We start from the raw sequence: 26,171 nt of genomic DNA, 5'->3' as shown, positions 1-26,171 counted from the left end.
TTGCTGCTCCGCCCTCATTGCTGCTTCCGCGATCGCTTCATCAGCATCGCCGTACCAAACACGCCCCCACCGATCAACAGCGCCCCGAGCAAGCCCCCGGCGGCCACCCACACCGGCACCATATCCCGGGGCGGGGCCGGCTTCGGAATGTTGAGCGGCGCCGAAAGCTGCTGTGGCGGCTTGAGCGGCCCGTCGGGCACGTCCCACGTCAGCGCCGCCACCGGGTCGACGATGCCGTGGCCGATCTGGTTGTCCACGCCGCGCGCGGGTGCGCGTGCGGTGCGGGTCAACCGGTTGATGACCTGGTATGCCGACAGTTGGGGGAACTTGGCGCGAACGAGCGCGGCGACGCCGGACACGATCGCCGCCGAGAAGCTGGTGCCCGACGGAACCAGCAGCGTGTTGTCCGGTCCGTCGATCGCGTTGACGACGCCGTCGTCCCGGGGGGATAGCCCGACCACGTCGGTGCCCGGTGCGGCGATGCCCACCCACGGGCCGGCCACGCTCGTCGATGCTTGACCCTGGTTGCCCTGGGTCAACGGCCGACCGTCTTCGTCGACCGCACCGACCGTCAGCACGTAGTCGCTGAACCAGGACGGCGTCACGACGGTGGTGACGGCATTCCAGTTGCGAGGGTCGTTGGGCTGCAACGGATCATGGGGCGGGTTCTGCTTGCAGTCCTTCTTGCTGGTGTCGCCGGCCGCGGCCACGATGACCGCGTTCTTGTCGACCGCCGCGTAGCGCACCGCGGCGCCCAGCGCGCGCTGGTCAATGATGTTGCGCGCGCTCATGCAGGTCACATCCGAGATGTTGATCACCTGTGCGCCCATGTTGGCGGCGTGGACGATCGCCCGCGCCATCGTCTGAACGTCGTCGATCTTCGCCCTGGTCTGCGGGTCCTCGTCGCCGGTGTAGGCGTCCTTGAGACCGAAGGCCTGGCTGGACTGGCGAATCGCGATGATGTCGACGTCCGGTGCGATGCCGCTGAACGCGTCGGGACCCGCAGTCGGCGCCGGTGGCGGCGGGGGTGGAGGTGGCGGTGGGTCGAGCGGGCGCGGGTGGTCGACCCGGACCACGTGGCCGCCGCCGGCGTAGCTCGGTATCGTCACCGTGCCGCCGCCGTGGCTGCCCGCCGGGGCCTGCCCGCCTTGCGGTGGTCCCGGTGGTGGGCCCGCGGGCGCCGGCGGCGGCGCTGGCGGTGGCAGCCCGAACGGTCCCGGAGCCGGTTGTTGATCCTGCGGAGACGGGGGAACCATCGTCACGGTCTGCGGCAACGGCGACAGCGTCACCGTCTGGGGTGGCGGCGCTTTCGGTGGCGGTTCGGTGGTGGGAATGGTCACCGGTCGGCGCGGCGCGGCCGGTGGCACCCCGGCGCCGTTGGCCGGGGCGGCACCGATCATCGACGCGACCATGGTGCCGTGCGCGTCGCAGTCCGACAGCCCGTCGCCGCCCATGACGTAGTCACCGCCGGGGATCAGGTGGGGAAACCTCGGGTGCGGGCTCACGCCGGTGTCGATCACGGCCACCTTCACGCCGGCGCCACGGCCGAACTGCCATGCCTCCTGCAGGTTCAGCATGTCCATGTACTTGGGCTGCAACCGGAAGTCCGTGCCCGGCAGCACCCCGACCTCGGTGCAGTACGAGTTCTGTTTCATCGGCGCCGGCGGACCGGGCGGACCATCGGGCGGCACCGCGCCCGGGTCGATCGTCGGCGGCGAGATCGCAGAGGCGGGCGGCAAGCCGGCCAGTGCTCCTGAGGCGAGCAAGACTGCGGCGAGGGCCGCAGCGGATGCGCGCCCTCGCCACACCTTGCTACTACCGGTAGCGGATGGCTGCATAGACATTCATCAACCACAATGCCAGCGGGAAGATCGGCATCAGGCAGAGGTATTCGATCCATTCCACGAACTTGCGGAACAGCGGGCTGTAGATCGTGTTGGGCACCACGGCCGCGGACGTCAGGCCGGCCGCCGGCAGCAGAACCAGGATCGCCGCGCTGACGGACACCGCCAGGGGCGACTGCAACACCAGCGCGTACCGCGCCACCACGGCTCCGACGATGAGGACGGCGGTGACGGCCAGGGTGATCGCCTGCCAGCGGTCGACGTAGGAGCGTCCGCGCAGCATCAGGAACCCGGCGCTGAAGCCGGCCAGCAGGAGCGGCAGCCAGCGCTGGCCGGTGTGGGGGTCCGACAACGCCGTCAACGAGACGACCATCAGCACACCGAGCCCGATCAGCAGGCCCGTCAAGAAGGAACGGGCGCGCTCGGCCTGCACCAAGACGTCGCGGACGGACGCGGGCCCCTCGAGCACCGGGGGTCCACCGTCGGAGCGAACCACGGTGGTGGGCAGGTCGGGCCGGGCCTCGAACACCCACCGGCTGGTCGCCGAGGGGAACACCGGCAGACGGATGCCGGCCAACCGGCGCGAGAGCGCCGGAGCGGTGTGGTACACGAGCACGCACACCAGGACGACGCTGGTCAGCAGCGTCACGGCGCTGGTCATCGCGACCATGCGGGCCAGGGCCGCAAGCGCCGTGACCACGCTGACGGTGATGAGCGCGGTGTAAAGCCCCAACCGGCGTCCGGTGAAACGCACGGCGAGCATCGCGGCGATGGTGAGCACGCCGAAGCCCAACACCGCGTGCGGGGAACCGACTCCCCCGGGGGGAGCCGCCGCGGCGGCGACCGTGAGCGGGGTCAGGCCGCTCAGCAGCATGATGTCGGCGATGCGGCGGTCCTGATCGGTGCGTGCCCGCATCAGCAGCATCAGCGAAACGCCCAGCACCGCCGCGGCGATCACCGCGGAGTATGCCGTCGGCATCCAGGAGTTGTGGTGCCACCGGTACCAGAGCAGCAAGCCCGAGGCGGCGGTGACGCCCGCGGCGACCATCGACGCGCCGACCTGCACCGCGACGACGGGGTCGATCGCGGCGAACCGCTTGCTAAGGTCCGCCGCGACGGCGGTGGAGATGTGCTCGATGACCTGCGAGCGATGCTCGGTGTCCTGGATGAATCGGATCCACAGCCGGTCGCCGTCGTAGACGTCCTGTTCGGTCAGGGACTGGGTAGCCCGCAAGGGGCTGCCGTCGACGAGGCAGAGAGCCCACCTGCCGCGGCCCGTGGCCTCCAGCGGGGTCTCGCCGAGTTCCCTGAGGCGGCTGTTCACCACCTTCAGCAGCGGCTCGGTCATCACCGAGACGGGGGCGTTGGCGTCCAGCAGGACGCCGATCTGTACGCCCGCGCCGGCCATGACGCCGACCACGACCGCCCGAGGCTGCGAAATTCCCTCAACGTCAGGCTGTAGCGCTTCAACAACCGCAGTCATCGCCCTGAACCCCTTACCGTCGTGAACGTGTAACCCCGCGCCGCCAGCCGGGCGAGGGTGTGCGCCGGCCCGCTTTCCGAGGGGCTGCGGCCCCCGGGAAAGTGCAGCTCGACTATTCCGAATTCCATCTACCCCGCCTTGCGATTAAACCTGTGGTGACAGTGGTTAGAGATTTGCTGAACCTCTTAGAGAAGTATGCCGTGTTGGCTTCTCAACCGCATGTTGAGTGCAAAGACATTGGTGAACTTTATGTTTCGTCGAATGTCAGACCCTGCTGTGGGTTTTCCACTCGCCGTAGGGCAGCGTGTCCAGCACGGTCTTGACGCCCACCTGCACCAACTGGGGGGTTGCCGGGCAGATGGCCAGCCAGGCTTCGCCCGACCCGGCCGTCCGCGCCTGCTGGTAGAGGGCGATGCGGCCACCGGAACCGTCTTTGAGCGACAGCACCGAGGCGCTGGGGCCCTTCGCATCGTCCCGGTATTGGCGCGCGTACACCGCGACCTCGGCAGCCGGATCCGAGAGGGCCTGTCCCAGCGCGGCCACGGTGGCGGCGCTGACGCCCATCCGCCGCAGGTCACCGCCGGAAAACACGTTGAAGCCCGACTCCTGCCACGACTTCGTCGCTTCCAGCATCTCTTCCAGCGGCACGTTCACCGCGTTGATCGCCGCGGGCTCGGCGTGGTGTATCGACTCCAGCGCGTCCAAGACCAGGGAGGCGATCGAGGCGCTGTCGGCGATGGCGACGTCGTCGACGGTGATGTCGCTGCCGACGCGTACCGCCGACACCCAGTGCTGACCACGACGCGCGAGCACCACGCGGAACTCGTTGTCGGGAATGTCGCGCGAACCGGGTGGCTGGTTTTCGTCGTCGACCACGCCGTAGAGCAGCTTGCCCCGCGACAGCAGGGCGATGACCTCGAGGTCCGGCGCGGCGAGCACCCTCATCCGAGCGGCCACATGTTCATTCACCTGATCGTTTTCGACGATGCCCTGCTCGCGCATCACCGCCATGCCGGGATGCTCGTTGAGCCAGTCGCTCGAGTCGGTAGAAACAAATGGCCGGCAGCGCAACTCCGGCGCGACGTGCCGGATGTCCAGAAGGGCCTGGAGCATCCAGAAACCGTCGACGTTAACGGTGATGTCGGTGCGGGCGGTCTGTTGGTCCATCACTACCTCAAGGGTTCAAAGTGCACGGTAACCGCAGGACGCGGCAGCACACCGGTGTGTGGTGTGCTGCCGCGCCTGAAGTTGGGGTTAGGCCCAGCTGGACCCAACGGCGCTGTCGGTGCTGGCCATGTTGCTGCCGGCGCTCTGCACCTTCTGCCCGTGGGCGTTGGCCTGCTCGTAGATCACCTGGAAGTTGCGACCCAACTGGGTGATGAACTCCTGGCAGGCCACCGAACCGGCGCCGCCCCAGAAGTCACCCGCAGCAAGCACATCACGAACGATGGCCTGGTGCTCAGCCTCCAAAGACGCGGCCTGGGCGCGGATCAAGGCACCGTGGGCGTCGACATCGCCGAACTGGTAATTGATTGTCATAACGGTGTTCTCCTAATGTCTGGAATGGTACGCAGCCGCGGTTTTTAGCGCTAGCTGCCGAGGATTTGCTGCGAGGCCTGCTCTTGCTGCTCGTAGTTGTTGGCGTCGCGGATCAGCCCGTCGCGCACCCCGTGGAGCATGTTGACGATGTTGCGGAAGGCCTGGTTGACCTGACCCATGGTGTCGTACGAGGTCGCCTGCGCCTGACCACTCCAGCCAGAGCCGGCGATGTTCATCGACGACGCCCACATCTTGCGGGCCTCGTCCTCAACCGTCTGGGCGTGCACCTCGAAGCGGCCCGCCATCGCCCGCATCTCGTGCGGGTCCGTCATAAAACGTGTTGCCATGCTGGCTGTCTCCTTAATAAGTGAGTACTCAGATACTTGCTGTGGTTACGACGATGGCCGGACCGGTCACGCGCTGGCGAACCGCCGAGCCGAATACAAAAGGATGATCCCCCCTTCCCGTCAGCCGGCGGCCACCGGTCGCTGTAACACGGTGAGACGGACGTCAAACCCGAACCCCGGCGTTTGAGTTGTCCGGCCGTCAGCCCCCGAGATCATCGGTAGCTGGGCGGTCGGGCGGCGGAAGACCACGTCGATGACGTCCGTCCCCAAACCATCCAACCGCCGGTCCGATCAGCCCGCAGCAGCTGCGTTGGCTGCCTCGGTCGCAGCGTAGGAGCCCGAGCTCATCGACAGAGTGTTCACGAACGCCTCGTGAATGGCGGCGGCCTGAGCGCTGACCGCCTGGTACATCTGCGCGTGCGCCGCGAACTGCGCCGCCGTCAGCGCCGACACCTCGTCGGCCGCAGCCGGAACCACCCCGGTCGTGGGGGCGGCGGCAGCCGCGTTCTGAGCGCTCAGCGTTGAGCCAATGGCCTGCAGGTTTCCGGCCGCCGCAGCCAAAGCCTCCGGCTGTGTGGTCACGAAAGACATGCTTGATTCCCTCCTAAGTTCAATCCCCGACTCTGCAGAGAGTAGATGACAGCGGCCTGTGAAGCTCTTTCGGAAGCCGCCTGTTTGCAACTGTTCACGTGACGGTACGACGAATTCATTTTTAGTAACGCCACAGTAACAGCGTTTGGCCCGGACCGCCTCCCTTTCAGCTTCGTCACAGCAAACTGTGACGCAGTCGGTGGGTAAAGAACCTGGTCGACGCCTGCCGGGGCGCTGCCGCAGGGCAAGCCCCTTAAAAATCCGTTTGCCGTTATCTCCCGACGATCCGCTAGCAACCGGTGGATGGGCCGCCCGCGATGGCCCCAAGCCTCATCGCGACGGGCCCGGGACCGCGGCGTCCCCGCCCGCGTCCGACCCCCTCTGTTAACCCGTAGGTCATGTCGAGCCATCAACGGGGTTATCCGGCGAAGGGGGGTCGGGCCATGACGGTGGGGCGGAACCCGTATCGGGGTCCGGCACCGGCGTGGGTGCCGCTGCCGACGCCGGCCAGGGGCATGCCACCGAGCAGGTTGCCCGGTCCCCCGGCCTCGGGCGCTGCGCTGATGGCGCTGACCGGAATCGCCGAGTGGGTCATCGCCGGGATCGCCGGGCCGCCGGTCCAGGCCACCGGCACCGACAGCTTGCCGCCGATGGAGGCGGCCCCGCCGATGGCCGCCGCCGGGTGCACCGCTCCGGCACCACCGCCGAGCAGGCCACCCAGCCCGCCCAGGCCGGGCAGGGCCTTGGCCGCCGCCGGGGCCGCACCGCCGATCACTCCCAGGGTCTTGGCCATCTGCACACCGAAGTTGCCCATACCGACACTGAAGTACGGCAGACCCTCGGTGTTATAGAAGAGGCCGGCGAACGGGGTGTAGCCGTTCACGAGCGCCCCCAGGTTCGTCGGCAAGACGGACTGCCCGGTCAGCAGGAACCAGATCTCGCTGAACGGATCCGTCTGCGTTGTCGCGGCCGCGAGCTGAGGGGCCGCGGTCGCGGTGGTCGTCGCCGCGTTTTGCGCGGTGTTGGCCGTGTTGCCCGCGGCGGTGCTGGCCGTGGTCCGGGCGACCGTCCCGGCCTGGGTGGCCGTGCCGGCGTCGTTGGTGATCTTCGGTGCGGACTGAAACGTCGACAGGCTCTTGGTGGCCGTCGCCGACTGAGCCGCATAGCTGTACATCGCGCCGGCGTCCTGCGCCCAATACTCTCCGTACTGGGCTTCCAGCTGCGCGATCATCGGGGTGTTCTGCCCCAGCACGTTGGTCACGGTCAGCTGCGACGTCTGTGCCCGGTTGGCCGCGATCACCGGCGGCGGCACCGACGACGCCAGCGCCGTCTCGTAGGCTGCCGCCGCCGCCTGAGCCTGGGTGGCGGCCAGCTCGGCCTGGGCGGCGGTCGCGGTCAACCAGTCCAGATACGGCTGCACCGCCGCGGCCATCGCGCCCGACGCCGGCCCCAGCCACTCCTCACTGCTGAGCGCGGTGATCAGCGCGTCATAGCTCGACGCCGCCGCATTCGACTCGGCAGCCACCGAGTTCCACGCCGACGCGGCGGTCATCAACGACCCCGATCCCGGACCGGAATAGATGCGCGCCGAATTGAATTCCGGCGGAAACGCCCCGAAATCGAACACCGATTACCCCTTAAATCCGTAATGGATGTTTGCTTGAGTAGTCACTGACGGTAATGCGAATGTGGTCGGCTGCCAGTTGCCGAATTCGGTGATCGCGGCGACGCCGGGCGCGTGGACCTCTCGGCCGGCGGCCACAGCGGCGCCACCAATAGCGGGGGAAGCGCGGATAGGCCGGCCGCCAGCGGGGCTTGAGCTGGAATAACACCGTTGCGGCGGGCACCAATGAAGAGCGCCGAACCGCGCGCGAGAACGCCAGATTTTGCCGCGGCCGGTCCTCGGCGCAGCCCGCCGGGGATAAAATCCGGCCGCGCCGAAAACGGTTGTGGTGTGCGCATTTCCGATTGCTATCCCGCCGACGGCGGGCGCGTGAGCACGCTGTGGCGAAATCCGTATTTGTGTGAGTAACCGGCGGCACCGGTACGCCGGCCGACCGCACCGGCCGGAATTCCACGCAGCAGCGCGTTGCCCGGCGGATTCGCGGCGGCCCCAGGATGCACGTCGGCGAACTCCGTCTCGACGGCGTTGGCGGGGCTCACCGCGGAGGTCAGCGTGGCCCAGTGCTGGGGCACCGACAACGCTCCGACCTGGGCGGCCTGCCCGGTACCAGCAGACACAGCGCCGCCGCCGATACTGCCGAGGTTGCCAAGACCCAAATGGGCGAACTGCGGCGTCGGGAACCAGGCACCACCAGCACCGGCCGTGGCACCACCGGGACCGGTCGTCAACTGCTGCGCGATCGACATCCCGAAGTTTGCCAGGCCGTTCGAAAAATACGCCAGACCGGTCGTCTGCTTGAGGACTGCCGTGTACATGGAGGGTGCGAGCCCCAGGTAATTGTTGGTCGGGGTGGGCGGCCCGTACTGCAGGAAGTCCCGGATCGCGTTCCATAGCCAGGCCAGCGGCCCCGGGTCCGACGCGTTGATCGTCGTCGCGGCTTGAGGGGCGGCGACCGTGGCGAACGGCGAGGTGCTCGAGACCGCGGTCCGGGCGGAGTCGACGGCCGGGGCTTGCGCGGCCTGTGTTACCGCTAACACCTGATGGGCCACCCCCTCGGGGCTGGTGGTGTTCGGTGGCGAGGTAAACGGAGCCAACTCGGTCGCGGCCGCCGAGGCGGCGGTATAGCCATACATTGCCGCCGCGTCCAGGGCCCACATCTCCATGTAGGCGGCCTCGGTGGCCGCGATCGCCGGTGTGTTCTGTCCGAAGAAATTCGTTGCGACCAGCGTCGCCAACAGCATCCGATTGGCCGCAATCACCGGCGGCGGCACCGTCATCGCGAACGCCGCCTCGAAGGCCGCCGCCGCAGCCCGCCCCTGGCTAGCCGTCTGCTCGGCCAAGGCCGCAACCGCACCCAACCAACTCACATAAGGCGTCACCGCCGACACCATTGACCACGCCGCAGGCCCGACCCACGGCCCACCGGTCAGTTCCGAGACCACCGAGTTGCAGCCACTGGCCGCCGTCGCCACCTCCGCGGCGATCTCGTCCCACGCGGCCGCCGCAGCCATCATCGGCCCGGAACCCGGGCCCGCATACATGCGGCCGGAGTTGATCTCCGGCGGTAACGCCCCGAAATCCATCTGCTACGAGACGCCCGGTTCGAACGGCATGTGCAATTCCTCGCAACTGGTCTTGGTCGAACGACCTCAAGCGTTCGCTTGCTTGTTGCGAAGGCTAAGTTGACGCGACGTCCGGGTGCCGCCTCGACGAGACCGCCCGGGCGGGTTATCAGCTCGCCGGCCGGCGTTCGCGCACCGGCGCGCACATCGGGACCGGGTGTCCGTCGCGTCGACGATCGACGCCGCTAGCTGCGGGAACACCGCGACTGGGCGGATGCTCCTGCTCGGCTGCCCGGGCCCGCACGTGCGGAACGGCCGGGTGGGGCCGGAAAAAAATCCGGGCGCAGAAAAGTCGCCGCGGCAAGACGGCGCTCAGCTCGCGACGGCAGATCCGCGCCGGCGAGTCCCGTCCGGTAGCCCACGCCGAAAGACGCTTTAGCGCGGCACTTTTCGCGCGCTAAAGCGTCTTTCGCGTGCTGCGTACGGTTATCCGGCGAAGGGGGGTCGGGCCATGACGGTGGGGCGGAACCCGTATCGGGGTCCGGCACCGGCGTGGGTGCCGCTGCCGACGCCGGCCAGGGGCATGCCACCGAGCAGGTTGCCCGGTCCCCCGGCCTCGGGCGCTGCGCTGATGGCGCTGACCGGAATCGCCGAGTGGGTCATCGCCGGGATCGCCGGGCCGCCGGTCCAGGCCACCGGCACCGACAGCTTGCCGCCGATGGAGGCGGCCCCGCCGATGGCCGCCGCCGGGTGCACCGCTCCGGCACCACCGCCGAGCAGGCCACCCAGCCCGCCCAGGCCGGGCAGGGCCTTGGCCGCCGCCGGGGCCGCACCGCCGATCACTCCCAGGGTCTTGGCCATCTGCACACCGAAGTTGCCCATACCGACACTGAAGTACGGCAGACCCTCGGTGTTATAGAAGAAGCTGGCCCACGGGCTGTAGCCGTTCAGGGCGGCACCCAGGTTCGTCGGGATGGTGGACTGGCCCGTCAGCAGGTACCAGATGTAGCTGAACGGATCCTGGGTCGCCTGCGATGCGGCCGTGGTCACGTTGCTGGTGTTGCTCGCGGCCGGCTGAGCCAACGACTGCAAGACTTTCGACGTGTTGGTCGCGGTCGAGTTTGTCGTCGCGCTCGTGACTGCGGCGCTCTGGGTGGCCGGGGCGGTGTCGTTGGAGATCTTGGGGGCGGCGCTGAACTGCGTCACCTTCGTCGCCGTCGCCGACTGACCCGCATAGCTGTACATCGCGCTGGCGTCCTGCGCCCACATCTCGCCGTACTGGGTCTCCAGCTGCGCGATCATCGGCGTGTTCTGCCCCAGGACGTTGGTGGCCATCAGCTGGGCGGTCTCGGCGCGGTTGGCCGCCACCAGCGGCGGCGGCACCGTCGCCGCCAGCGCCGTCTCGTAGGCGGCCGCCGCCGCCTGAGCCTGGGTGGCCGCCTCTTCGGCCTGAGCGGCAGTCGCCGTCATCCACGTCACATACGGCTGGGCCGCGGCGGCCATCGCGGCCGACGCCGGCCCCATCCACTCCTCGCTGTTGAGCGTGGTGATCAGCTTGTCATAGCTCAGCGCCGCCGAGTTCAGCTCCGCGGCCAGCGCATTCCACGCCGACGCCGCGGTCATCAACGACCCCGACCCCGGACCGGCATACATCCGCGCCGAATTGACCTCCGGCGGTAACGCCCCGAAATCCAACATCATTGACTCCTTTAACCCGTCGCGGCCGCGTTGGCCGCCTCAGTCACGGCATACGACCCCGAGCTCATGCTGAGGGTGTTTACGAACATTTCGTGAACCGTCGCCGCCTGCGCGCTGACGGCTTGGTACATCTGGGCATGCGCGGCGAACTGCGCCGCTGTCAGCGCTGACACTTCGTCGGCCGCGGCCGGGACGACCGCCGTGGTGGGGGCCGCCGCGGCTGCGTTCTGCGCGTTGAGCGCCGAGCCGATGCTCTGCAGGTTGCCCGCCGCCGCGGCCAGTGCCTCCGGCTGCGTCGTCACAAAAGACATCTGAAGTCCCTCCCTACTTTCCCGGCTCGCTGGCGCTCGAGGATCGGTTCGCCTTCGGGCCCACCGGGGGCTTGGCTTACTCGTGAGATTAGATGGGTCACGCGGTGCCTTGCCTCCCTAGTGCCGACTGTTCATTACTGGACAACTTCCGTTCACTTGGACGTTCCCTATCCGGCCGATGGCGGGCGGGTCAGGACGCTGTAGCGGAAGCCGTATTTGTGCGTATAGCCGGCGGCGGCGCCGGCCCGCCGGCCCACCGCGCCGGTCGGCATGCCGCGCAGCAGGGCGTTGCCCGGTGGGTTGCTCGCCGAAACGGTCTGGATCGGGGCGGCCTCCGCCTCGGCGGCGTCGGCCGGGCTCACCGTGGAGGCCAGCGTGGCCCATTGCTGGGGCACCGACAACCCGCCGACCTGGGCGGCCTGTCCGGTGCCCGCGGTCACCGCACCGGCGGTGTGGCCCAGGTTGCCGAGGTTGCCCAGGCCCAATTGGGCGAACTGCGGGGTCGGGAACCAGGCACCACCGGCACCCGCCGTGCCACCACCCGGACCGAAGGTCAACTGCTGGCCTATCGACCAGCCGAAGTTACCGATACCCACCCCGAAGTACGCCTGCAGCGTCTGCTTGATGATCGCGGTGTAGTTACCCGGGTTGAGCGACCACCAGTTCGTCGGGCTGGGCAGGACGTCCTGCAGCGAGGTACCGGTCGTGGTCGGTGCCGTGGCCGCGGTCGTGAGTTGCTGCGTCGTTTGCGATGTGGTGGCCGACAACAGCTGCGGCGTTGCGAGCTGCGACGACGTGTTGGCGGCGGTCTGCGCGGTGTTGCCGGCCTGCTGCGTGGTGGCCTGCGTGACGGCGGCGAACTGTTCGGATTCGCCGTCCGGCGTGGTGGTCTGCGGCGGCGCCGCGAACGGCGTCATCTGCGACGCGGTCATCGACGAGGCCGCGTAGGCGTACATCGCCCCGGCGTCCTGCGCCCACATCTCCATGTACTGGGCCTCGGTGGCCGCGATGGCCGGCGTGTTCTGACCGAAGAAGTTGGTCGCGATCAGCGTTGCCAGCAACACCCTGTTGGCCGCGATCACCGGCGGCGGGACCGTCATCGCAAACGCGGCCTCGAAGGCGGCCGCGGCCGCACGCGCATGACCGGCGCTCTCCTCGGCCTGACCGGCGACGGCACTCAGCCAGGTCACATAGGGCGTGACAGCCGCCACCATCGACGTCGAAGCCGGGCCCACCCAGGGCCCGTTCGTCAGCTCGTCGATGATGGAGTTGTAACCGCTTGCCGCCGTGCCCAATTCGGCCGCGAGCACATCCCAGGCGGCCGCCGCGACCATCATCGGCCCCGAGCCCGGACCCGCATACATCCGACCGGAGTTAATCTCCGGCGGTAACGCCCCGAAGTCAAACACCTGTTCTCCTCAGTTGGTCGCGATCTCTGCAATCTCGACCGTCGCATCGGAATCAGTGGTGGCCGTAGTCACGGCTTCGTAAGCAAACGCCACCCCCCGGGCCCCTGACCTCTGGAATCATCGACCCAGACCTCGCGGTCCACCACCCCGGCCGACGGGCTCGCCGGCGCATCCTGCATATCCCGGACGCGGCGCCCAAATGTGGCCTGCAGCCACGCGTTTCGGACGTCCGGTCAGGAACAACGTGCACCCTTAAGCCTCGATTGATCCCCGTTGTCAGCAACCGAGCGACAGCTCGCATCTATCCGAACTGTCGCTCGCGAATGAGATTAGTTTGTTACCGCGGGTGCGCCGATACGCGAAGCCAACTGTTCATTCCAGGCCAGCCAATGTTCACTCCCCGTCGACTGGCGTTCATGTCCGGCAACCGGTTGTTCATCGGCGGTTTGCCTGTCGCGCACGCCGTCAGTCCTCTTCGAGCACCAGGGCCATCTCGGGGCAGGAGGCGACGCCGTCGCGCGTCAGCTGCTCGTCTTCGGGCCTCACCTCGTGTTCTTCGAGGGTCGAGTAACCCGAGTCGTCTATCGGGAACAGATCCGGGTCGACTGCGTAGCACTGCGCGTGGCCCACGCACTTCGACTTGTCGAGACGAACCCTCACCGGCGTCCTCCCTGGACGACTCACTGAACAATCGAGTCGTAGATTAGTCGCTCGGTGAAGCCCGCGACACGGTGCGGCCCGTCGCCGGACACAGTAAACCGTGCGGTCGCCCCGCACGCGGATTCGTGTCCCTTTGCCGCACATGCGATATTGATGTGCCGGCAGAACCAAAGACAAGCGGAGACTGGGCGCATGACCACTCCTGGCCAGGGCCAGCAAGGCACGTTCCACCTGCCGCGGCTCGATTACGAAACGCTACCGATGGCCGCGGACCGAGGTGTGGGGTGGAAGGTGCTGCGCGACGCGGGGCCGGTGGTGTTCATGAACGGCCACTACTACATCACGCGCCGCGAGGACGTGCTGGCGGCGCTGCGCAACCCCAAGGTCTTCTCGTCGACGATACTTCAGCCTCCCGGCCACCCATTGCCGGTGCTGCCACTGGCTTTCGATCCCCCACAGCACACGCGCTACCGGAAGATCCTGCAGCCGTTCTTCAGCCCGCACGGACTGAGTGCGTCGCGACCGGTGCTCGAACGGCACGCCGCCGAGATGATCGCCGGGCTTGCCGGCCAGGGCAAGTGCGAGGTGATGGCAGATTTCGCGCGCCTGTACCCGTTTCAGGTCTTCATGGATCTCTATGGTCTGCCGCTGGAGGACCGCGACCGCCTGATCGCCTGGAAGGACGCCGTCGTCGCGGACAAGCCCTATCTCACCCCGGGCGACCTCGAGCAGGGCCAGCACCTGCTGGCCTACCTGGTCGACGTGATCCAGCAACGCCGGCAGAATCCGGGGCCTGACATGTTGTCGCGGGTCATGGCCAGTGAGGGCGACTTCAGCGACCTGGAACTGCTGGGTATGAGCCACCTGCTGATACTGGCGGGTCTGGACACGGTCACGGCGGCGATCGGATTCTGCCTGCTCGAATTGGCCCGGCGCCCACAGCTGCGCGAGTTGCTTCGCGACGATCCGAAGCAGATCCGGGTCTTCATCGAGGAGATCGTGCGACTGGAACCGTCGGCGCCGGTGGCGCCCCGGATCACCACCCAATACGTCGAAGTCGGCGGCATGACGTTGCCACCCGGCACGTCGGTGCGGCTGTGCATGGCGGCGGTCAACCGCGACGATAGCGATGCCACGTCCGTCAACGAGCTCGTTATGGACGGAAAGGTGCACCGCCACTGGGGTTTCGGTGGCGGGCCGCACCGCTGCCTGGGTTCCCACCTCGGCCGGATCGAGCTGACGGTGATCGTCGGCGAATGGCTGACCCAGATCCCCGACTTCCAGGTGCCGTCGGACTACGTTCCCGAAATCAAGTTCCCGTCAAAGAGCTTCGCGCTCAAGGAATTACCGCTGCGCTGGGGCTGATCCAGCCAACCCCGGCGCAGCGGTAACCGGCAATCCTATTTGCGCAAGTCCGTCGCCGCGACCTGGACGAACACGCCGGTGTCCTCGGCCATCAGCAGGCCTCGACCGCGGGGCAGCGGGCCACCCTTCATCTTGCCGCGGATGAAGCCCTCGTCCGGGTCGGCGTCCATCACCAGCAGCGGCGCGTTCGCCTGGGCAAGCGCCCGCAACATCGGGTCGCTGCCCGCGGACGACCAACCACCGAACGTGCGCGTGACGATCACGTGCAACCCGACGTCGGCTGCCCTGGTCACCCACGGGGCGGCCTTGTGCAGCGGCGAATCGAATCCTGCCGGCAGCTGCTGGATGTCGTCGACGATCAGGAAGATTTCGGGGCCGCTCCACCACGACCGCGACAACAACTCTTCCGCGGACAGACCGGGCGGGGGTTCGCGTCCGGCCAGGACCGCCGCGAGCTCGCCCATCATCGCCTGGACGCCGTCGAGGTTGTAGGCGAACTTCTCGACATAGTCCGAACCCAGTGCGGTCAGCAGCTGACGTCGTGGGTCCACCAGCCACACCTGCGCCGACGGCTGGCCCGCCGGCGGCGGCGGTGCGCTGCTCGCTCCCGGCGCGTACAGCCGGCCGATCTCGGACATGATGGTGGCCAGCGTGGTGGTCCGCCCACATTCCCGTCGGCCCGTGACCATCAGGTGCGCGTTCTCGGCGAAATTGAGGTAGACCGGCGACAGGTCCAATTCGGAGATGGCCCAAGCGATTCCGCCCACGCCGACCCCTTGGCGGGTGTCTTGCGCCGCCAGCTCCCGCAGCTGCGCCACGTCGAACCGTGCGGGCAGGCGCCGCACCGGCGGGGCCTGCCCGGTCGTGAGGCGACTGACCGCGTCGATGACGCTGTCGGACTCGAACACGTAGTCGGGAGTGGTGGCGAGCGCGGGGCGGGCCACCAGCGTGTGCAGACCGGCCTGCGGGTCGGAGTCCAGTCGGACGTAGTTGACGGCGACCATGCCGCGGCCCGGCTTGACCGGAACGTCCTTGGCGAACCGGGAGCGCACCAGCTTGGCGTCTTCCACCGCGGCCAGCCGCAACTCCACCCGGGAGCCGAAGCCGCTGCGCACCGGTGGCCGTAGCTCCGATTCGCGGTCGGCGGTGACCACCACGTGGACCCCGAACGAGGGGCCCTGGTTGATGATCACGTTGACCTGCTCGATCAGCACCTCGTTCTCTTCGGCCAGCGCCCGGTAGTTGTCGACCACCAGGTAGACGTCGCCGAATCCGTCGTTGGGGACGGGGCCGGGCTCACCGCCGAACTTGCGGCGCCGGAAGACCTCCATCGAGGCGATTCCGTACTCCAGGAAGGTCCGCTTGCGCTCGCGGACCAACGCGAGCAGTTCGGCCACCGTCCGGCGCACGCCGTACGGGTCGGTCGGACCGGCCACCTCACCCACGTGCGGGAGCCGGGCGACGGTGGTCAGCGCGGTGCTGCTGTAGGCGAGGCAGTAGAACTGGACCTGCTCGGGAGTGTGGGTCAGCGCGGCCGAGCAGATGAGGGTCTGCAGGGCCGTCGTCTTGCCCGAACCGCCGGCGCCCAGGATCAGGACGTTGGCGCCCGGCCCCGAGGTGTCCACGGTCCACGGCGGCTGGTCGTGCTTGAAGGGGCGGTCGATGATCCCGATCGGGAAGGCCAGATCCCGGGCGGACCCATAGTCCTCCTGCCACGGGTGGCCGAGGAACCGGTTGACCAACTCGTCGATCGGGACGGGCTGGTTCAGCGGCGGCTGCCACAACCGGTACGGCTCGAAGTCGATCTTGCGCAGCTGATCGATGATCACCGTGCCGACCTTCGGAACCCTGATGCCCTCGATGTCCTCGTCTTCGCCCACCACGCCGTCGGCGTCCAGCGTCTCGCCGTTCGTGATGGCCGCCGGGGTGAGTTCGGGTCCGCCCACGCTGACCTCGAGCGGGGTGAAGGAGTTGGTGAACAGCTGCGGCCGAACGTAGTCGATGCTGTGCACCAGCGCCGGGGCTTCGTCGCCGTCATCGGTCAGCCCGCGGGGGAAGTAGTCCCGCCACAGGAACTCCGCCTGGAACCGGACGATGTCCTCCAGGCTGCGGCGGAAGTAGCCCAGACCCGCCTGCGCCGGCAGGTTCACCGCGTTCGGCACACCCGCGGCCTGCGCCGCACCGGCGGTGCGCGCCTTCAGCACCAGCCGGTAACCCATGTTCTCCATGAGCTTTTCGGCGCGGCTCTCGATGGTCTGCGACGCCATCATCAGGTGGATCCAGTAGGCGCGGCCCTGCCGGCCGATCGAGTCGAGCACGTCGACCGCCGTCGGCATGATGCGGAACCATTCGTAGAACTCGTCGATGACCACCACGAGCATCGGCAGCGGCGGCATGTCCTGGCCGCGGGCCTGCATCCTGAGCCGGACCGAGTTGTACTCCTTGGCGTCGTCGACACCGGCGCTGTCGCAAATCGCCTTGCGCCGGGCGATCTCGCCCCACAGGGCGTCCAGGAAGCGCTCCATCAGCGCCTGGTCCTCTTCCAGGTCGGTGATGATCCGCGACACGTGCGGGACCCCGGCGAACGGCTTGACCGCCGATCCACCCTTGAGGTCGGCCAACACGAATTGCAGTTCCTCGGGCGGGTGGCTGAGCATCAGCGACTCGATCACGGTCCGCACCAGGGTGGATTTACCCGAACCCGTCGTTCCGGACATGACGCCGTGCGGGCCGTCACCGCCCTCGTCCAGTGACTTCATGTCCAAGAACAGCAACTCGCCGTTGTCGGAACGATTGCCGAACGGCGCCCGCAACCGCGACCGGCCCATCGTGTCGGTGCGGGCGCCCCAGAGCGCCTGGAAGTCGATGCGGCCCGGGTCGTCGATTCCGTAGTAGGTCAAGATGTCTCGGGCGCCGATGTGGGCCACCCGCTGACCGATCTCTTCGTAGGCCTCGGCGAGCCGCCAGCGCGCCAGCGCCTGCGCGAACTCTTCGGCCTCCGCGACGCTGACGTGGTCGGTCAGCGCGAAGAACCACGGCTTCTCGTCGATCACCATCCAGGTGTCGCGGTCGCGGGGCAGCGCCTCGATCACGCCCTTGTCGTCGAACCGCAGCGTGCGCTCGGGGACCGACGTCCACATCGAGGAGCCGGTCAGGTCGAAGAAGGTCACTCCGTCGATGCCTTCGGCGCTGATCACGAATTCCCACTGGGGGTCGACGACGTCGGCGACGATCACCGTGTGCGGCGTCGGGGTCTGCGCCGACGAACTCGCGTGCCGGGGCGTGAACGACCCACGGCCGGAGAACAATTCGGCCTGCTCCGCGGCGAACTCGCGCACCGAGCTGTAGACCATCCGCGCGTTGCCGGCGGCGTCCTGGCGCCGCGGGTCACCGAAGTGCGGAAGCCACTTCACCCAGTCCCACTCATCGAGGTCCGAGGTGACGACGACCATCTGCACGTGGTCGGGCCCGTGCGAGAACGCCAGCTGGCAGATGATCGCGCGCATCAGGCCCAGGACCTGTTCCCGCTGGCCGTCGAGCGCGTACCACGGTTCGACGAGCAGCGAAATCATCTTGGGCAGGTTGTAGACGACGCTCTGGTAGCGACCGAACTCCTGCAGCGCCTTACCGGTCACCGGCTCCAGCTCGATGTCGGTCGGCATGTTCTGGGGCTCACCCCAGGTCACCTCGGGACGCGTCATGCCGACGCCGACTCGCACCACACCGAAGTTGAGGTCCTTGCCGTCGGGCTTGCGTTCCCACATGCGCGGGGTTCCCACCGCGGCGGCCAGCGTCGTGGGCGCCGGGTGGAACCACCGGTAGTTGGCGTCCATGCTGTCGGCCGACTCGTGGGCGGTCTCGCGCAGCATGTCCAGCATCAGCATGAACTGGGCGCGCATCGAGTCCAGCTTGGGCCGGCTCATCTGCTGCTGCCCGCCGAACCGCCCGCCGAACATCATCATCGCGACGCCGCCGATCATGAAGATCGGGAAGATCGAGCCGGCGCCCCCGAAGACGTGTGAGCCGCTGGCGAAGGTCATGGCGACCATGCCGATCAGCAGGCCGACCACCACCACGCCGACGACGATCAGCCACCAGGGCTTGCCTTCCGGCGGCGGAATGCTGAGGGGCGTGGGAAGGACGATGTTCTCCGGCTTGATGACCGGAGGCTTCTCCGGTGTCGGCCGGGCAAACCCGCGTTTCACTTTGGTACCGCCAATTCTGCCGGGGACATATCCATCGGTAAGGTGTCGTGCTCCACGAGCGCGTCCGCCCGCGACAACGTGGGACCTTGCGGGAGCAGCCGCAGCGCCACCCATGGCGCCAGGCTCGGTTTCGACTTCAACCCCAGCGCCTCACGCACCTCGCGGGTGTCGTCGACCCCGAACCGGGCGCCGGCATCCGTCAGCCACCACAGCGATTCCGTCGTCTTGGCGCCGGGGTCGTTGCCGGTGACGGCGACGAAGTTGCCATAGTCGGGCCCGAAGAAGACCTGGTCGGCTTCGCGGCCGGTGGTGTCGGCCTTGACCAGAGACACGACCTTGCTCTCGTCCTTGGCCGCGACCGGGATGGTCGCGCCCGACACGACCTGGATGCGGGCCCGGTTCTCGCCGGCCGTCTTCTGCCACCACCAGCACGTCGCCGGGTTCTCGCGGATGTCCGCCACGTTGAGCGGGGCGTCCGGGTAGGAGGACAGGTCCAGCTTGTTGACCACCGGCATCTTCGCCAGGGCGGACGGCTCCACCGTGACCGGTTTGGTGTTGCCCGGTCCGGCGTTCTGCAGGATCTGGGCCACCAGCGGCGGCAGCGTCTGCACGCCGTCGGCGAGCACCAGCGAATACTGTTGCGGCCCACTGATTTGCGGCGTGACGATCACCGTGCCGATCGGGCCGGGGGCGCCGGGGAACGACGCGCCGGTTCCGGCGTTCTGCACCTGCGGCACGGTCAGTTCCGGGCCAACCGGCAAGGCGTCGAACAGGGCGCGGCTCATCGGCTTCGCCTGGCCGACCTGCTCCGGCGTCAGGCCCAGCGGCAACAGCACCGAGCGGTTCGTGGCGTCGATCCGAGACCGGCGTCCCTCGCGGATCACCCACGCGTCCCCGCCGTAGCTCAGGACCACGGCGTCCGACCCGCTCAGCACGCGGCGGTGGTTGCTCAGGTCGGGATTCCCGTCGATGACGGTCACGGTCACCCCGGACGGCGCGCCGACACCGGTCGAGGTGGCGACGGTGTCACACACCAGCCACGACGACGTCGACGGACTGGTGGTGTGGAAGTTCGACGGTGCACCCGGGATGCCCACCATCGGGCCGCGCGGCAGGGTGGCGATCTGGCTGGACCGGACCAGGTGCGGATTGTCCGGCCGGCCGGTGATCAGGCGTGCCGAGGCCAGGTTCAGCGCCGGGTACAACCTGTCGCCGACGCGGACATACAGCGCGCCGGAGTCCCGGTCGGCGATGATCGGCGATTCGTTGATCTGGCCGGAGGGGCTGATGAACGACCACAGCAGGGCACCGAGGCAGATCACCATCGCCGCCGACACCGAGGCCACCACGGCCAGCGTCTGCCGCCGGCCCGGCTCGACCTCCATGCGCACGCGCCACCGGGTGAGCGCCATTGCCGTGCGGCGAGCGAGGAACTGGTAGCCGGTTACCTGGGTCCGGGTCGACAACCCGAGGCCATACCCCGACCCGCGTTGCCCGCGACTCTCTTCCGCCACGTTATTTCACCGTCCGGTCTGCTAGAAGGCCTGGATATTGTCTCTTCAATACTGATCCAGCGCGAATTACATCGACAACCGTAAGGCACCGATACGGGCCTCGCCACGCGGCGCCGATGGCGTTCGCTGCCACATCTGTTTATGCGCAGGTGTCCGGTCGTCGGCGGCTCGCGGGATCGCGCCGACGTCCGCACCGCGCCAGGCGCCGTTGAACTGGCACTTTCGGATTCCCCCGCCGCTCCCCGCCCGGACTCCTGATCTCTCCTCAGGGCATCGTAATGGCGAACGGCCGGCACGTCCTGTTGAGCGTGCGCCCTCGGCGAACTGAAGGGCGCGCCGAGTCGCCGCCTCTCCCCGATTAGTCGGGCGGCGAATTCTGGCAGCAAGATGAGCGGTATGAGTGAGCTCGCGCCGTCGCTGGTCGAACTTGCCGGGCGATATGGCATCGCGACCGAGTACGAGGACTGGACCGGGCGGCGGGTGCAGGTCCCGGCGTCCACCTTGGTGGCGGTGCTGGCCGCGCTCGGCGTGGCGGGCGGCACCGAGCAGGAGCGCAACGTGGCGCTGGCCGCGAAGCTGCGGTCGCACTGGGCGCGCCGGTTGCCCGCGACCATCGTCGGCCGCACCGGTGAGCAGACGCGGTTCTGGGCGCACGTGACCCACGGTGATCCCGCCGAGGTCTGGTTGCAGCTCGAGGACAGCACGCTACGCGGTGGCATCCAGCAGGTCGACAACTTCACGCCGCCGTTCGACTTGGACGGTCGCTGGGTCGGCGAAGCCAGCTTCGTGCTGCCGCCCGACCTGCCGCTGGGGTATCACCGGGTGCATCTGCGGTCGGCCGACGGTGAGACCAGCACCGCGCTGATCGTGACGCCGGATTGGCTCGGGCTGCCCGAGCGGCTCGGCGCCCGCCGGGCCTGGGGGCTGGCCGCGCAGCTGTACAGCGTGCGGTCCAGGCAGTCGTGGGGGGTCGGCGATCTGACGGATCTCACCGACCTGGCGGTGTGGTCGGCGTCGCAGCACGGCGCCGACTACGTGTTGGTCAATCCCCTGCACGCCGCCGCGCCGACGTGCCCGATGGAGCCGTCGCCCTATCTGCCGACCTCGCGGCGCTTCATCAACCCGATCTATCTGCATGTCGAGGCGATTCCCGAGTTCGCCGAGCTGCCCAAGCGCAGCCGGGTGCGGCGGCTGCGTTCCGACGTGCAACACAAGGCCGCCCGACTCGACGCCATCGATCGCGACAGCTCGTGGGCGGCGAAGCGCGCCGCGCTCGAGCTACTGCACCGCGTGCCGCGGACGGCGGGCCGCCAGTTGTCCTACGAGGCCTTCCGGGCCCGTGAAGGCGGCGCCCTCGACGACTTCGCCACCTGGTGCGCCCTGGCCGAGAAGTACGGCGACGACTGGCACACGTGGCCGGAAGCGCTGCAGCATCCCCACGCCCCCGGCGTCGCCGCCTTCGTCGAGCAGCATTCGCAGGCGGTCGATTTCCATCGCTGGCTGCAGTGGCAACTCGACGAGCAGCTCGCCGCGGCGCAGTCGCGGTCGGTCCGGGCCGGAATGGCGCTGGGCGTGATGCACGACCTGGCCGTCGGCGTCCATCCCAACGGCGCCGACGCGTGGGCCCTGCAGGATGTGTTGGCCCTGGGCGTCACCGCCGGCGCGCCGCCCGACGAGTTCAATCAGCTCGGCCAGGACTGGTCCCAGCCGCCGTGGCGGCCGGATCGGTTGGACGCGCAGGAGTATCGCCCCTTTCGGGCGTTGATCCGCGCGGTGCTGCGGCATGCCGGCGGCGTGCGCATCGACCACATCATCGGGCTGTTCCGGCTGTGGTGGATCCCGGACGGAGCGCCGCCCACCCACGGCACCTACGTGCGTTACGACCACGAAGCGATGATCGGCATCGTCGCCCTGGAGGCGCACCGCGCCGGGGCGCTCGTCGTGGGCGAGGACCTCGGCACCGTCGAGCCATGGGTCCGCGACTACCTACTGTTGCGCGGCCTGCTCGGCACCTCGATCCTCTGGTTCGAGTTGGACCGCGACGGCTCCGGCGGCCCACTGCCGGCCGAGCGCTGGCGCGAGTACTGCCTGTCCTCGGTGACCACCCACGACCTGCCGCCGACCGCCGGATACCTGGCGGGCGACCACGTGCGGCTGCGCGAATCCCTCGGTTTGCTGACTCGCCCGGCCGAGGACGAGCTCGCCTCCGACCGGGCCGAACTGGCGGCCTGGATGGCCGAACTCAGGCGGGTCGGGTTGCTCGGCGACGCCGAGGACGACGCGGAAAGCGTCGTGCTCGCCCTGTACCGGTATCTGGGGCGGACGCCTTCGCGGCTGGTGGGGGTTGCCCTGACCGACGCGGTGGGTGACCGGCGGACCCAGAATCAGCCGGGAACCACCGACGAATACCCCAACTGGCGGGTACCGCTGACCGGCCCGGACGGACGCCCGATGCTGCTCGAGGACGTGTTCACCGATGCTCGGGCGGCGACACTGGCCGAGGCGGTGCGCCGTGCGATCGCGCCCGCGGCCGTCGAAAGCGAGCCTGTTAGCTTCTGAGGCCATGAAGGTCTCAGTGGTGGCCCCGGTCGCCGACGGTGTCACCGCGGATCCCGAGTGGATGGCGGCCTTCGCCCGCCACCTGGAACGCTGCGGTTTCGAGTCCATCGTTGTCGTCGAGCACACCGTCCTGGCCACCCGCTACGACAGCGTCTATCCGTATGACAGCTCCGGACGCGTCGGGCTGGCGGCCGACTGCCCCATCCCCGACCCGCTCGATCTGCTGGCCTTCCTGGCCGGCCACACCACCACCCTCGGACTGGCCACCGGGGTGTTGGTGCTGCCCAACCACCATCCGGTGGTCCTCGCCAAGCGCGCCGCCACGGTGGACGCGTTGTCGGGTGGGCGCCTGCGGCTGTGCGTGGGCGTGGGGTGGCTCAAGGAGGAGCTCGAAGCGTGCGGCGCGGATTTCGATAACCGCGGCAGACGCGCCGACGAGCAGTTGGCGGTCTTGCGGGCGCTGTGGGCGGACCAGCCGCAGGGGGCCTGCTATCACGGCGAGTTCTTCAACTTCGACAACGTCATGTGCTACCCCAAACCCATTGCGGGCGAGCGTCTCCCGATTCATATCGGCGGGCACAGCCCAGCGGCGGCGCGCCGGGCGGGACGTCTCGGCGACGGCTTGCAACCGCTCGGCGTGACGGGGACCCGCCTGGCGTCGCTGATCGCGCTCATGCGCGACGAGGCCGCATCGTCGGGTCGCGACCCGGCGAATCTCGAAGTGTCACTGGGCCATGCGGTCGACAAGATCGATGCCGAGCGTGCCGGCGGCCTGATCGAGCAGGGTGCCGACCGGCTTGTGTTGGCCATGCCGGCGACCACCGACATCGGGCAGGCCCAGGACATGCTGTCGGCGTGTGCGCAACGCTTGTCGCTGATTGCGTGACCCCGATGGCCCCGCCAACCGACCACCGATCCGCCCTCAGCGATTTGGTGCACCGCTACGCGGCCTACACCGATGAGCGCCAATTCAATGATGTGGCTGCGCTATTCACCGAAACCGCCGTGCTCGCGGTGCCCGAACCGCCCAAGGCGCTCGAGCCGATCCACGCCCATCACGGCCGAGCGGCCATCGCCGCCGCGGTCGCCACCGTCGCGGCCGTAGCCCGCACCGAGCACGCCATCGTCGGTGAGGTCTACAAGCGGGGCGCCGGGCCGGACGCGGCTCGCGGCCGCATCGCGTGCATCGCGCACCACTGGGACCAGCGCGGCGACGAACTCGTCGACGTGGTCTGGCATCTGCGCTACGACGACGAGTACGAGCTGACCGACCGCTGGCGGATCGGCCGCCGGGCGCTGACCATCAACGCGATTGAGACCCGTTCGGTCCGCCGGGTGCGCCCACACGACCCGGCCTAGCCCGCTTGCAGAAGACTTTGCGCAAACTCACAGCCACTGCGCATGAACCGAATCTGCGGCGAGAATGCGCGGTTCGTTGAGCAGTTGCGGCTACCGCCGCGCCGGCCGGGGCGGAATTCGCCCATCCCGCGCCGAGGCCGGCGCCCATGGGTCGCGGCGGGGCCGCGGACGGCGCATTTCTTCCTGATCGTGTCCAATTTATACAAGTCGATCCGTGTATTTTCGGCCGCGTGACGAACACCGAACATCGGACCATGAACGTCAATCCCGCGGAGTCCACGGCCGCACAGGCGACGCCGAGCGGCGAGGTATCGACACTGGCGGTGGGCGCGCCGCTGGGAACCCCTCCGGATTACCGCAGCGAGATTCACACCGCCGAAGACGTCATCGACGTCGAGACCTACGGTGGCGGCTTCGATCTCAGTCGGCGGGCCACCGCCCCGAAGCTGCGTATCGGACGAGACCGGTGGTTCAACCTGCTCTGGTTGATCCCCATCGGCTTTGCCCTGCTGATCGTCGGGGTGGCCGTCGGCAAAGGTCTGCACAACATGCCGGCCGTGCAGGCGTTCATCCAGCGTCATCCCGGGACGGACAGTTCCGGTGTCACCCCCGGGCTACCGGCCTGGATCGGTTGGACGCACTTCTTCAACCTCTTCATGATGATGTTCATCATCAGGACGGGGATCCAGATCCTGTGCGACCATCCCCGGCTCTACTTCAGCCGCAACGCCACGCCCGGCAAGGACGAGTGGCTGCGGGTCGGGCCGCCGGTACCGGACGACGAGCTGTGGACCGCCAACGCCGACACCGTCGCGCTGCCACCACAATTCGGGCTGCCCGGATTCCGGCACTCCATCGGGCTGGCCCGGTGGTGGCACCTCGGCGTTGACGTCCTGTGGCTGGTGAACGGCGCGGTCTTCTATGTGCTGCTGTTCGCCACGGGGCAGTGGCGGCACATCGTGCCGACCAGCTGGGACGTGTTTCCCAACGCGGCGTCGGTGGCGGTTCAGTATCTGTCGCTGGACTGGCCGACCGACAACGGCTGGGTCGCTTACAACGGCCTGCAGTTGTTGTCTTACTTCACCACGGTTTTCGTCGCCGCCCCCGCGGCGTTGATCACCGGGCTGGGCATGTCGCCCGCGTTGTCGCAGCGCGTTCACTGGCTCAGCAAGCGGCTGAGCATCCAGCATGCGCGGTCGCTGCACTTCGTGGTGCTGGTCTATTTCCTGTTCTTCATCCTCGTCCACGTCACCATGGTGCTGACGACCAGCGCGCTGCGAAACCTCAACCACATGTTCGCCTCCCGCGACGACAACAGCTGGGTAGGCTTCGGGATCTTCGCCGCGGCCATGGTGCTGACGGCGATCGCGTGGGTTTGGGCCACTCCGTTCACCATTCGCCATCCGCGCGTGATTCAGCGGGTCGGCTACGCGCTGGTCGGCCCGTTCCAGCGCATGCTGGAACAGCTCGACCCCAAGCCCGGTGCGTTCACCGAGAAGGACATCTCACCGCACCATTGGCGCAACGGCCGGCTGCCGGAGACCGTCGAGTACAAGGAACTCGAGCAGAACGACTTCCGGGACTGGCGGCTCAAGGTCTACGGTCTCGTCGAACACCCGATGGAGTTCTCGCTCGACGACCTGAAGGCGCTGCCCTACCACGAGCAGATCAGCCAGCACTTCTGCATCCAGGCCTGGTCGGGCGTCGCCAAATGGGGTGGCGTGCAGATGAAGACGATCATGGATATCGTCAAGCCGCTCCCCGAGGCCAAGTGGGTGGTGTTCTACTCGATGGGCCTCGGCGCGACGGGCGGCATCTATTACAACGCCCACCACATCGGGCAAATGGACCATCACATGACGATGCTCGCCTACAACATGAACGACCAGCCCCTCCCCTACATGCACGGCAAGCCGCTGCGGCTGCGCAACGAATTGCAGCACGGCTTCAAACTCGTCAAGTGGATCAAGGGGATCGAGTTCGTTGCCGACTACCGCGACATCGGCAGCGGTTACGGCGGTTACAGCGAGGACCACAAGTACTTCGGGCGACACCAGACGCTGTAGGGCGCGGCCCTCGACCGACTGCGCCGGGCCCCTCG

Annotated in this window: 19 protein-coding genes; 5 read left to right on the top strand and 14 right to left on the bottom strand. The window is 68.2% G+C overall.

Features of this window, described 5'->3' with window-relative positions; genetic code table 11:
* Nucleotides 1–14: 14 nt before the first annotated feature.
* The 12 genes from G6N37_RS06840 to G6N37_RS06785 form a co-directional block, all read right to left on the bottom strand.
* Entirely contained in the window at nucleotides 15–1,838 is a 1,824-nt protein-coding gene (locus G6N37_RS06840; protein WP_163677762.1) for a type VII secretion-associated serine protease mycosin, read from the bottom strand.
* Nucleotides 1,816–3,327 carry a type VII secretion integral membrane protein EccD gene (gene eccD, locus G6N37_RS06835; RefSeq protein WP_163677760.1) on the bottom strand — a complete coding sequence of 504 codons (1,512 nt, stop codon included), beginning with the start codon at nucleotides 3,325–3,327 and terminating at the stop codon, nucleotides 1,816–1,818. Before eccD ends, G6N37_RS06840 begins: the two co-directional genes overlap by 23 nt.
* A 264-nt stretch (nucleotides 3,328–3,591) precedes the next feature.
* Nucleotides 3,592–4,494: an ESX secretion-associated protein EspG gene (locus tag G6N37_RS06830; protein ID WP_163677757.1), complete on the bottom strand. Its 903-nt coding sequence runs from the start codon at nucleotides 4,492–4,494 to the stop codon at nucleotides 3,592–3,594.
* 87 nt (nucleotides 4,495–4,581) lie between these two features.
* Nucleotides 4,582–4,866 carry a WXG100 family type VII secretion target gene (locus G6N37_RS06825; RefSeq protein WP_046182844.1) on the bottom strand — a complete coding sequence of 95 codons (285 nt, stop codon included), beginning with the start codon at nucleotides 4,864–4,866 and terminating at the stop codon, nucleotides 4,582–4,584.
* Nucleotides 4,867–4,916: 50 nt separating this feature from the next.
* Entirely contained in the window at nucleotides 4,917–5,213 is a 297-nt protein-coding gene (locus G6N37_RS06820; protein WP_007771418.1) for a WXG100 family type VII secretion target, read from the bottom strand.
* Nucleotides 5,214–5,504: 291 nt separating this feature from the next.
* On the bottom strand, nucleotides 5,505–5,804 hold the full coding sequence (locus tag G6N37_RS06815) for a PE family protein (RefSeq protein ID WP_007172607.1): 300 nt from the start codon (nucleotides 5,802–5,804) through the stop codon (nucleotides 5,505–5,507).
* 418 nt (nucleotides 5,805–6,222) lie between these two features.
* Nucleotides 6,223–7,431 carry a PPE family protein gene (locus G6N37_RS06810; RefSeq protein ID WP_163677754.1) on the bottom strand — a complete coding sequence of 403 codons (1,209 nt, stop codon included), beginning with the start codon at nucleotides 7,429–7,431 and terminating at the stop codon, nucleotides 6,223–6,225.
* Nucleotides 7,432–7,775: 344 nt separating this feature from the next.
* Nucleotides 7,776–9,011 (bottom strand): PPE family protein, encoded by a 1,236-nt coding sequence (locus G6N37_RS06805; protein WP_163677751.1) that lies wholly within the window; start codon nucleotides 9,009–9,011, stop codon nucleotides 7,776–7,778.
* A 465-nt stretch (nucleotides 9,012–9,476) separates the two neighbouring features.
* Nucleotides 9,477–10,691, bottom strand: a complete 1,215-nt coding sequence (locus G6N37_RS06800; protein ID WP_163677749.1) for a PPE family protein — start codon at nucleotides 10,689–10,691, stop codon at nucleotides 9,477–9,479.
* Between the two features lie 8 nt (nucleotides 10,692–10,699).
* Nucleotides 10,700–10,999 carry a PE family protein gene (locus tag G6N37_RS06795; RefSeq protein ID WP_163677746.1) on the bottom strand — a complete coding sequence of 100 codons (300 nt, stop codon included), beginning with the start codon at nucleotides 10,997–10,999 and terminating at the stop codon, nucleotides 10,700–10,702.
* A 167-nt stretch (nucleotides 11,000–11,166) separates the two neighbouring features.
* Nucleotides 11,167–12,408 (bottom strand): PPE family protein, encoded by a 1,242-nt coding sequence (locus G6N37_RS06790; protein ID WP_163677742.1) that lies wholly within the window; start codon nucleotides 12,406–12,408, stop codon nucleotides 11,167–11,169.
* A gap of 465 nt (nucleotides 12,409–12,873) precedes the next feature.
* Nucleotides 12,874–13,068, bottom strand: coding sequence for a ferredoxin (locus tag G6N37_RS06785; protein ID WP_067917298.1), 195 nt, complete (start codon nucleotides 13,066–13,068; stop codon nucleotides 12,874–12,876).
* A 192-nt stretch (nucleotides 13,069–13,260) separates the two neighbouring features.
* Here G6N37_RS06785 and G6N37_RS06780 point away from each other — a divergent pair, with 192 nt between their 5' ends.
* Nucleotides 13,261–14,433 (top strand): cytochrome P450, encoded by a 1,173-nt coding sequence (locus G6N37_RS06780; RefSeq protein ID WP_163677739.1) that lies wholly within the window; start codon nucleotides 13,261–13,263, stop codon nucleotides 14,431–14,433.
* A 35-nt stretch (nucleotides 14,434–14,468) separates the two neighbouring features.
* Here G6N37_RS06780 and eccCa read toward each other — a convergent pair whose 3' ends face one another.
* The gene (eccCa, locus tag G6N37_RS06775; protein ID WP_163677737.1) at nucleotides 14,469–18,638 is read right to left on the bottom strand and encodes a type VII secretion protein EccCa; all 4,170 of its coding nucleotides are present in this window, start codon (nucleotides 18,636–18,638) and stop codon (nucleotides 14,469–14,471) included.
* Nucleotides 18,635–20,152 carry a type VII secretion protein EccB gene (eccB, locus tag G6N37_RS06770; RefSeq protein WP_163677734.1) on the bottom strand — a complete coding sequence of 506 codons (1,518 nt, stop codon included), beginning with the start codon at nucleotides 20,150–20,152 and terminating at the stop codon, nucleotides 18,635–18,637. Before eccB ends, eccCa begins: the two co-directional genes overlap by 4 nt.
* Nucleotides 20,153–20,548: 396 nt before the next feature.
* On the opposite strand from eccB, the gene malQ reads away from it, so the two are divergent.
* From malQ to G6N37_RS06750, 4 genes are all read left to right on the top strand, one after another.
* On the top strand, nucleotides 20,549–22,711 hold the full coding sequence (gene malQ, locus G6N37_RS06765; protein WP_163677731.1) for a 4-alpha-glucanotransferase: 2,163 nt from the start codon (nucleotides 20,549–20,551) through the stop codon (nucleotides 22,709–22,711).
* Nucleotides 22,712–22,715: 4 nt separating this feature from the next.
* Complete coding sequence (locus G6N37_RS06760; RefSeq protein ID WP_163677728.1) at nucleotides 22,716–23,597, top strand: LLM class F420-dependent oxidoreductase; 882 nt, start codon at nucleotides 22,716–22,718, stop codon at nucleotides 23,595–23,597.
* 5 nt (nucleotides 23,598–23,602) lie between these two features.
* Nucleotides 23,603–24,070: a nuclear transport factor 2 family protein gene (locus G6N37_RS06755; RefSeq protein ID WP_163677725.1), complete on the top strand. Its 468-nt coding sequence runs from the start codon at nucleotides 23,603–23,605 to the stop codon at nucleotides 24,068–24,070.
* 323 nt (nucleotides 24,071–24,393) lie between these two features.
* Complete coding sequence (locus G6N37_RS06750; protein ID WP_163684713.1) at nucleotides 24,394–26,136, top strand: molybdopterin-dependent oxidoreductase; 1,743 nt, start codon at nucleotides 24,394–24,396, stop codon at nucleotides 26,134–26,136.
* Nucleotides 26,137–26,171 lie beyond the last annotated feature (35 nt).

The sequence above is a fragment of the Mycobacterium seoulense genome (genome assembly GCF_010731595.1).
Lineage (GTDB): Bacteria > Actinomycetota > Actinomycetes > Mycobacteriales > Mycobacteriaceae > Mycobacterium > Mycobacterium seoulense.
Note: the sequence above shows the minus strand (reverse complement) of the source record. Positions and strands in the feature narration are given on the sequence as shown.

What these genes read in the sequence shown, in the direction of transcription:
- G6N37_RS06840 (WP_163677762.1), bottom strand. Translation starts at nt 1,838, where the DNA reads ATGCAGCCATCCGCTACCGGTAGTAGCAAGGTGTGGCGAGGGCGCGCA.
- eccD (WP_163677760.1), bottom strand. Translation starts at nt 3,327, where the DNA reads ATGACTGCGGTTGTTGAAGCGCTACAGCCTGACGTTGAGGGAATTTCG.
- G6N37_RS06830 (WP_163677757.1), bottom strand. Translation starts at nt 4,494, where the DNA reads ATGGACCAACAGACCGCCCGCACCGACATCACCGTTAACGTCGACGGT.
- G6N37_RS06825 (WP_046182844.1), bottom strand. Translation starts at nt 4,866, where the DNA reads ATGACAATCAATTACCAGTTCGGCGATGTCGACGCCCACGGTGCCTTG.
- G6N37_RS06820 (WP_007771418.1), bottom strand. Translation starts at nt 5,213, where the DNA reads ATGGCAACACGTTTTATGACGGACCCGCACGAGATGCGGGCGATGGCG.
- G6N37_RS06815 (WP_007172607.1), bottom strand. Translation starts at nt 5,804, where the DNA reads ATGTCTTTCGTGACCACACAGCCGGAGGCTTTGGCTGCGGCGGCCGGA.
- G6N37_RS06805 (WP_163677751.1), bottom strand. Translation starts at nt 9,011, where the DNA reads ATGGATTTCGGGGCGTTACCGCCGGAGATCAACTCCGGCCGCATGTAT.
- G6N37_RS06800 (WP_163677749.1), bottom strand. Translation starts at nt 10,691, where the DNA reads ATGATGTTGGATTTCGGGGCGTTACCGCCGGAGGTCAATTCGGCGCGG.
- G6N37_RS06795 (WP_163677746.1), bottom strand. Translation starts at nt 10,999, where the DNA reads ATGTCTTTTGTGACGACGCAGCCGGAGGCACTGGCCGCGGCGGCGGGC.
- G6N37_RS06780 (WP_163677739.1), top strand. Translation starts at nt 13,261, where the DNA reads ATGACCACTCCTGGCCAGGGCCAGCAAGGCACGTTCCACCTGCCGCGG.
- malQ (WP_163677731.1), top strand. Translation starts at nt 20,549, where the DNA reads ATGAGTGAGCTCGCGCCGTCGCTGGTCGAACTTGCCGGGCGATATGGC.
- G6N37_RS06760 (WP_163677728.1), top strand. Translation starts at nt 22,716, where the DNA reads ATGAAGGTCTCAGTGGTGGCCCCGGTCGCCGACGGTGTCACCGCGGAT.
- G6N37_RS06755 (WP_163677725.1), top strand. Translation starts at nt 23,603, where the DNA reads ATGGCCCCGCCAACCGACCACCGATCCGCCCTCAGCGATTTGGTGCAC.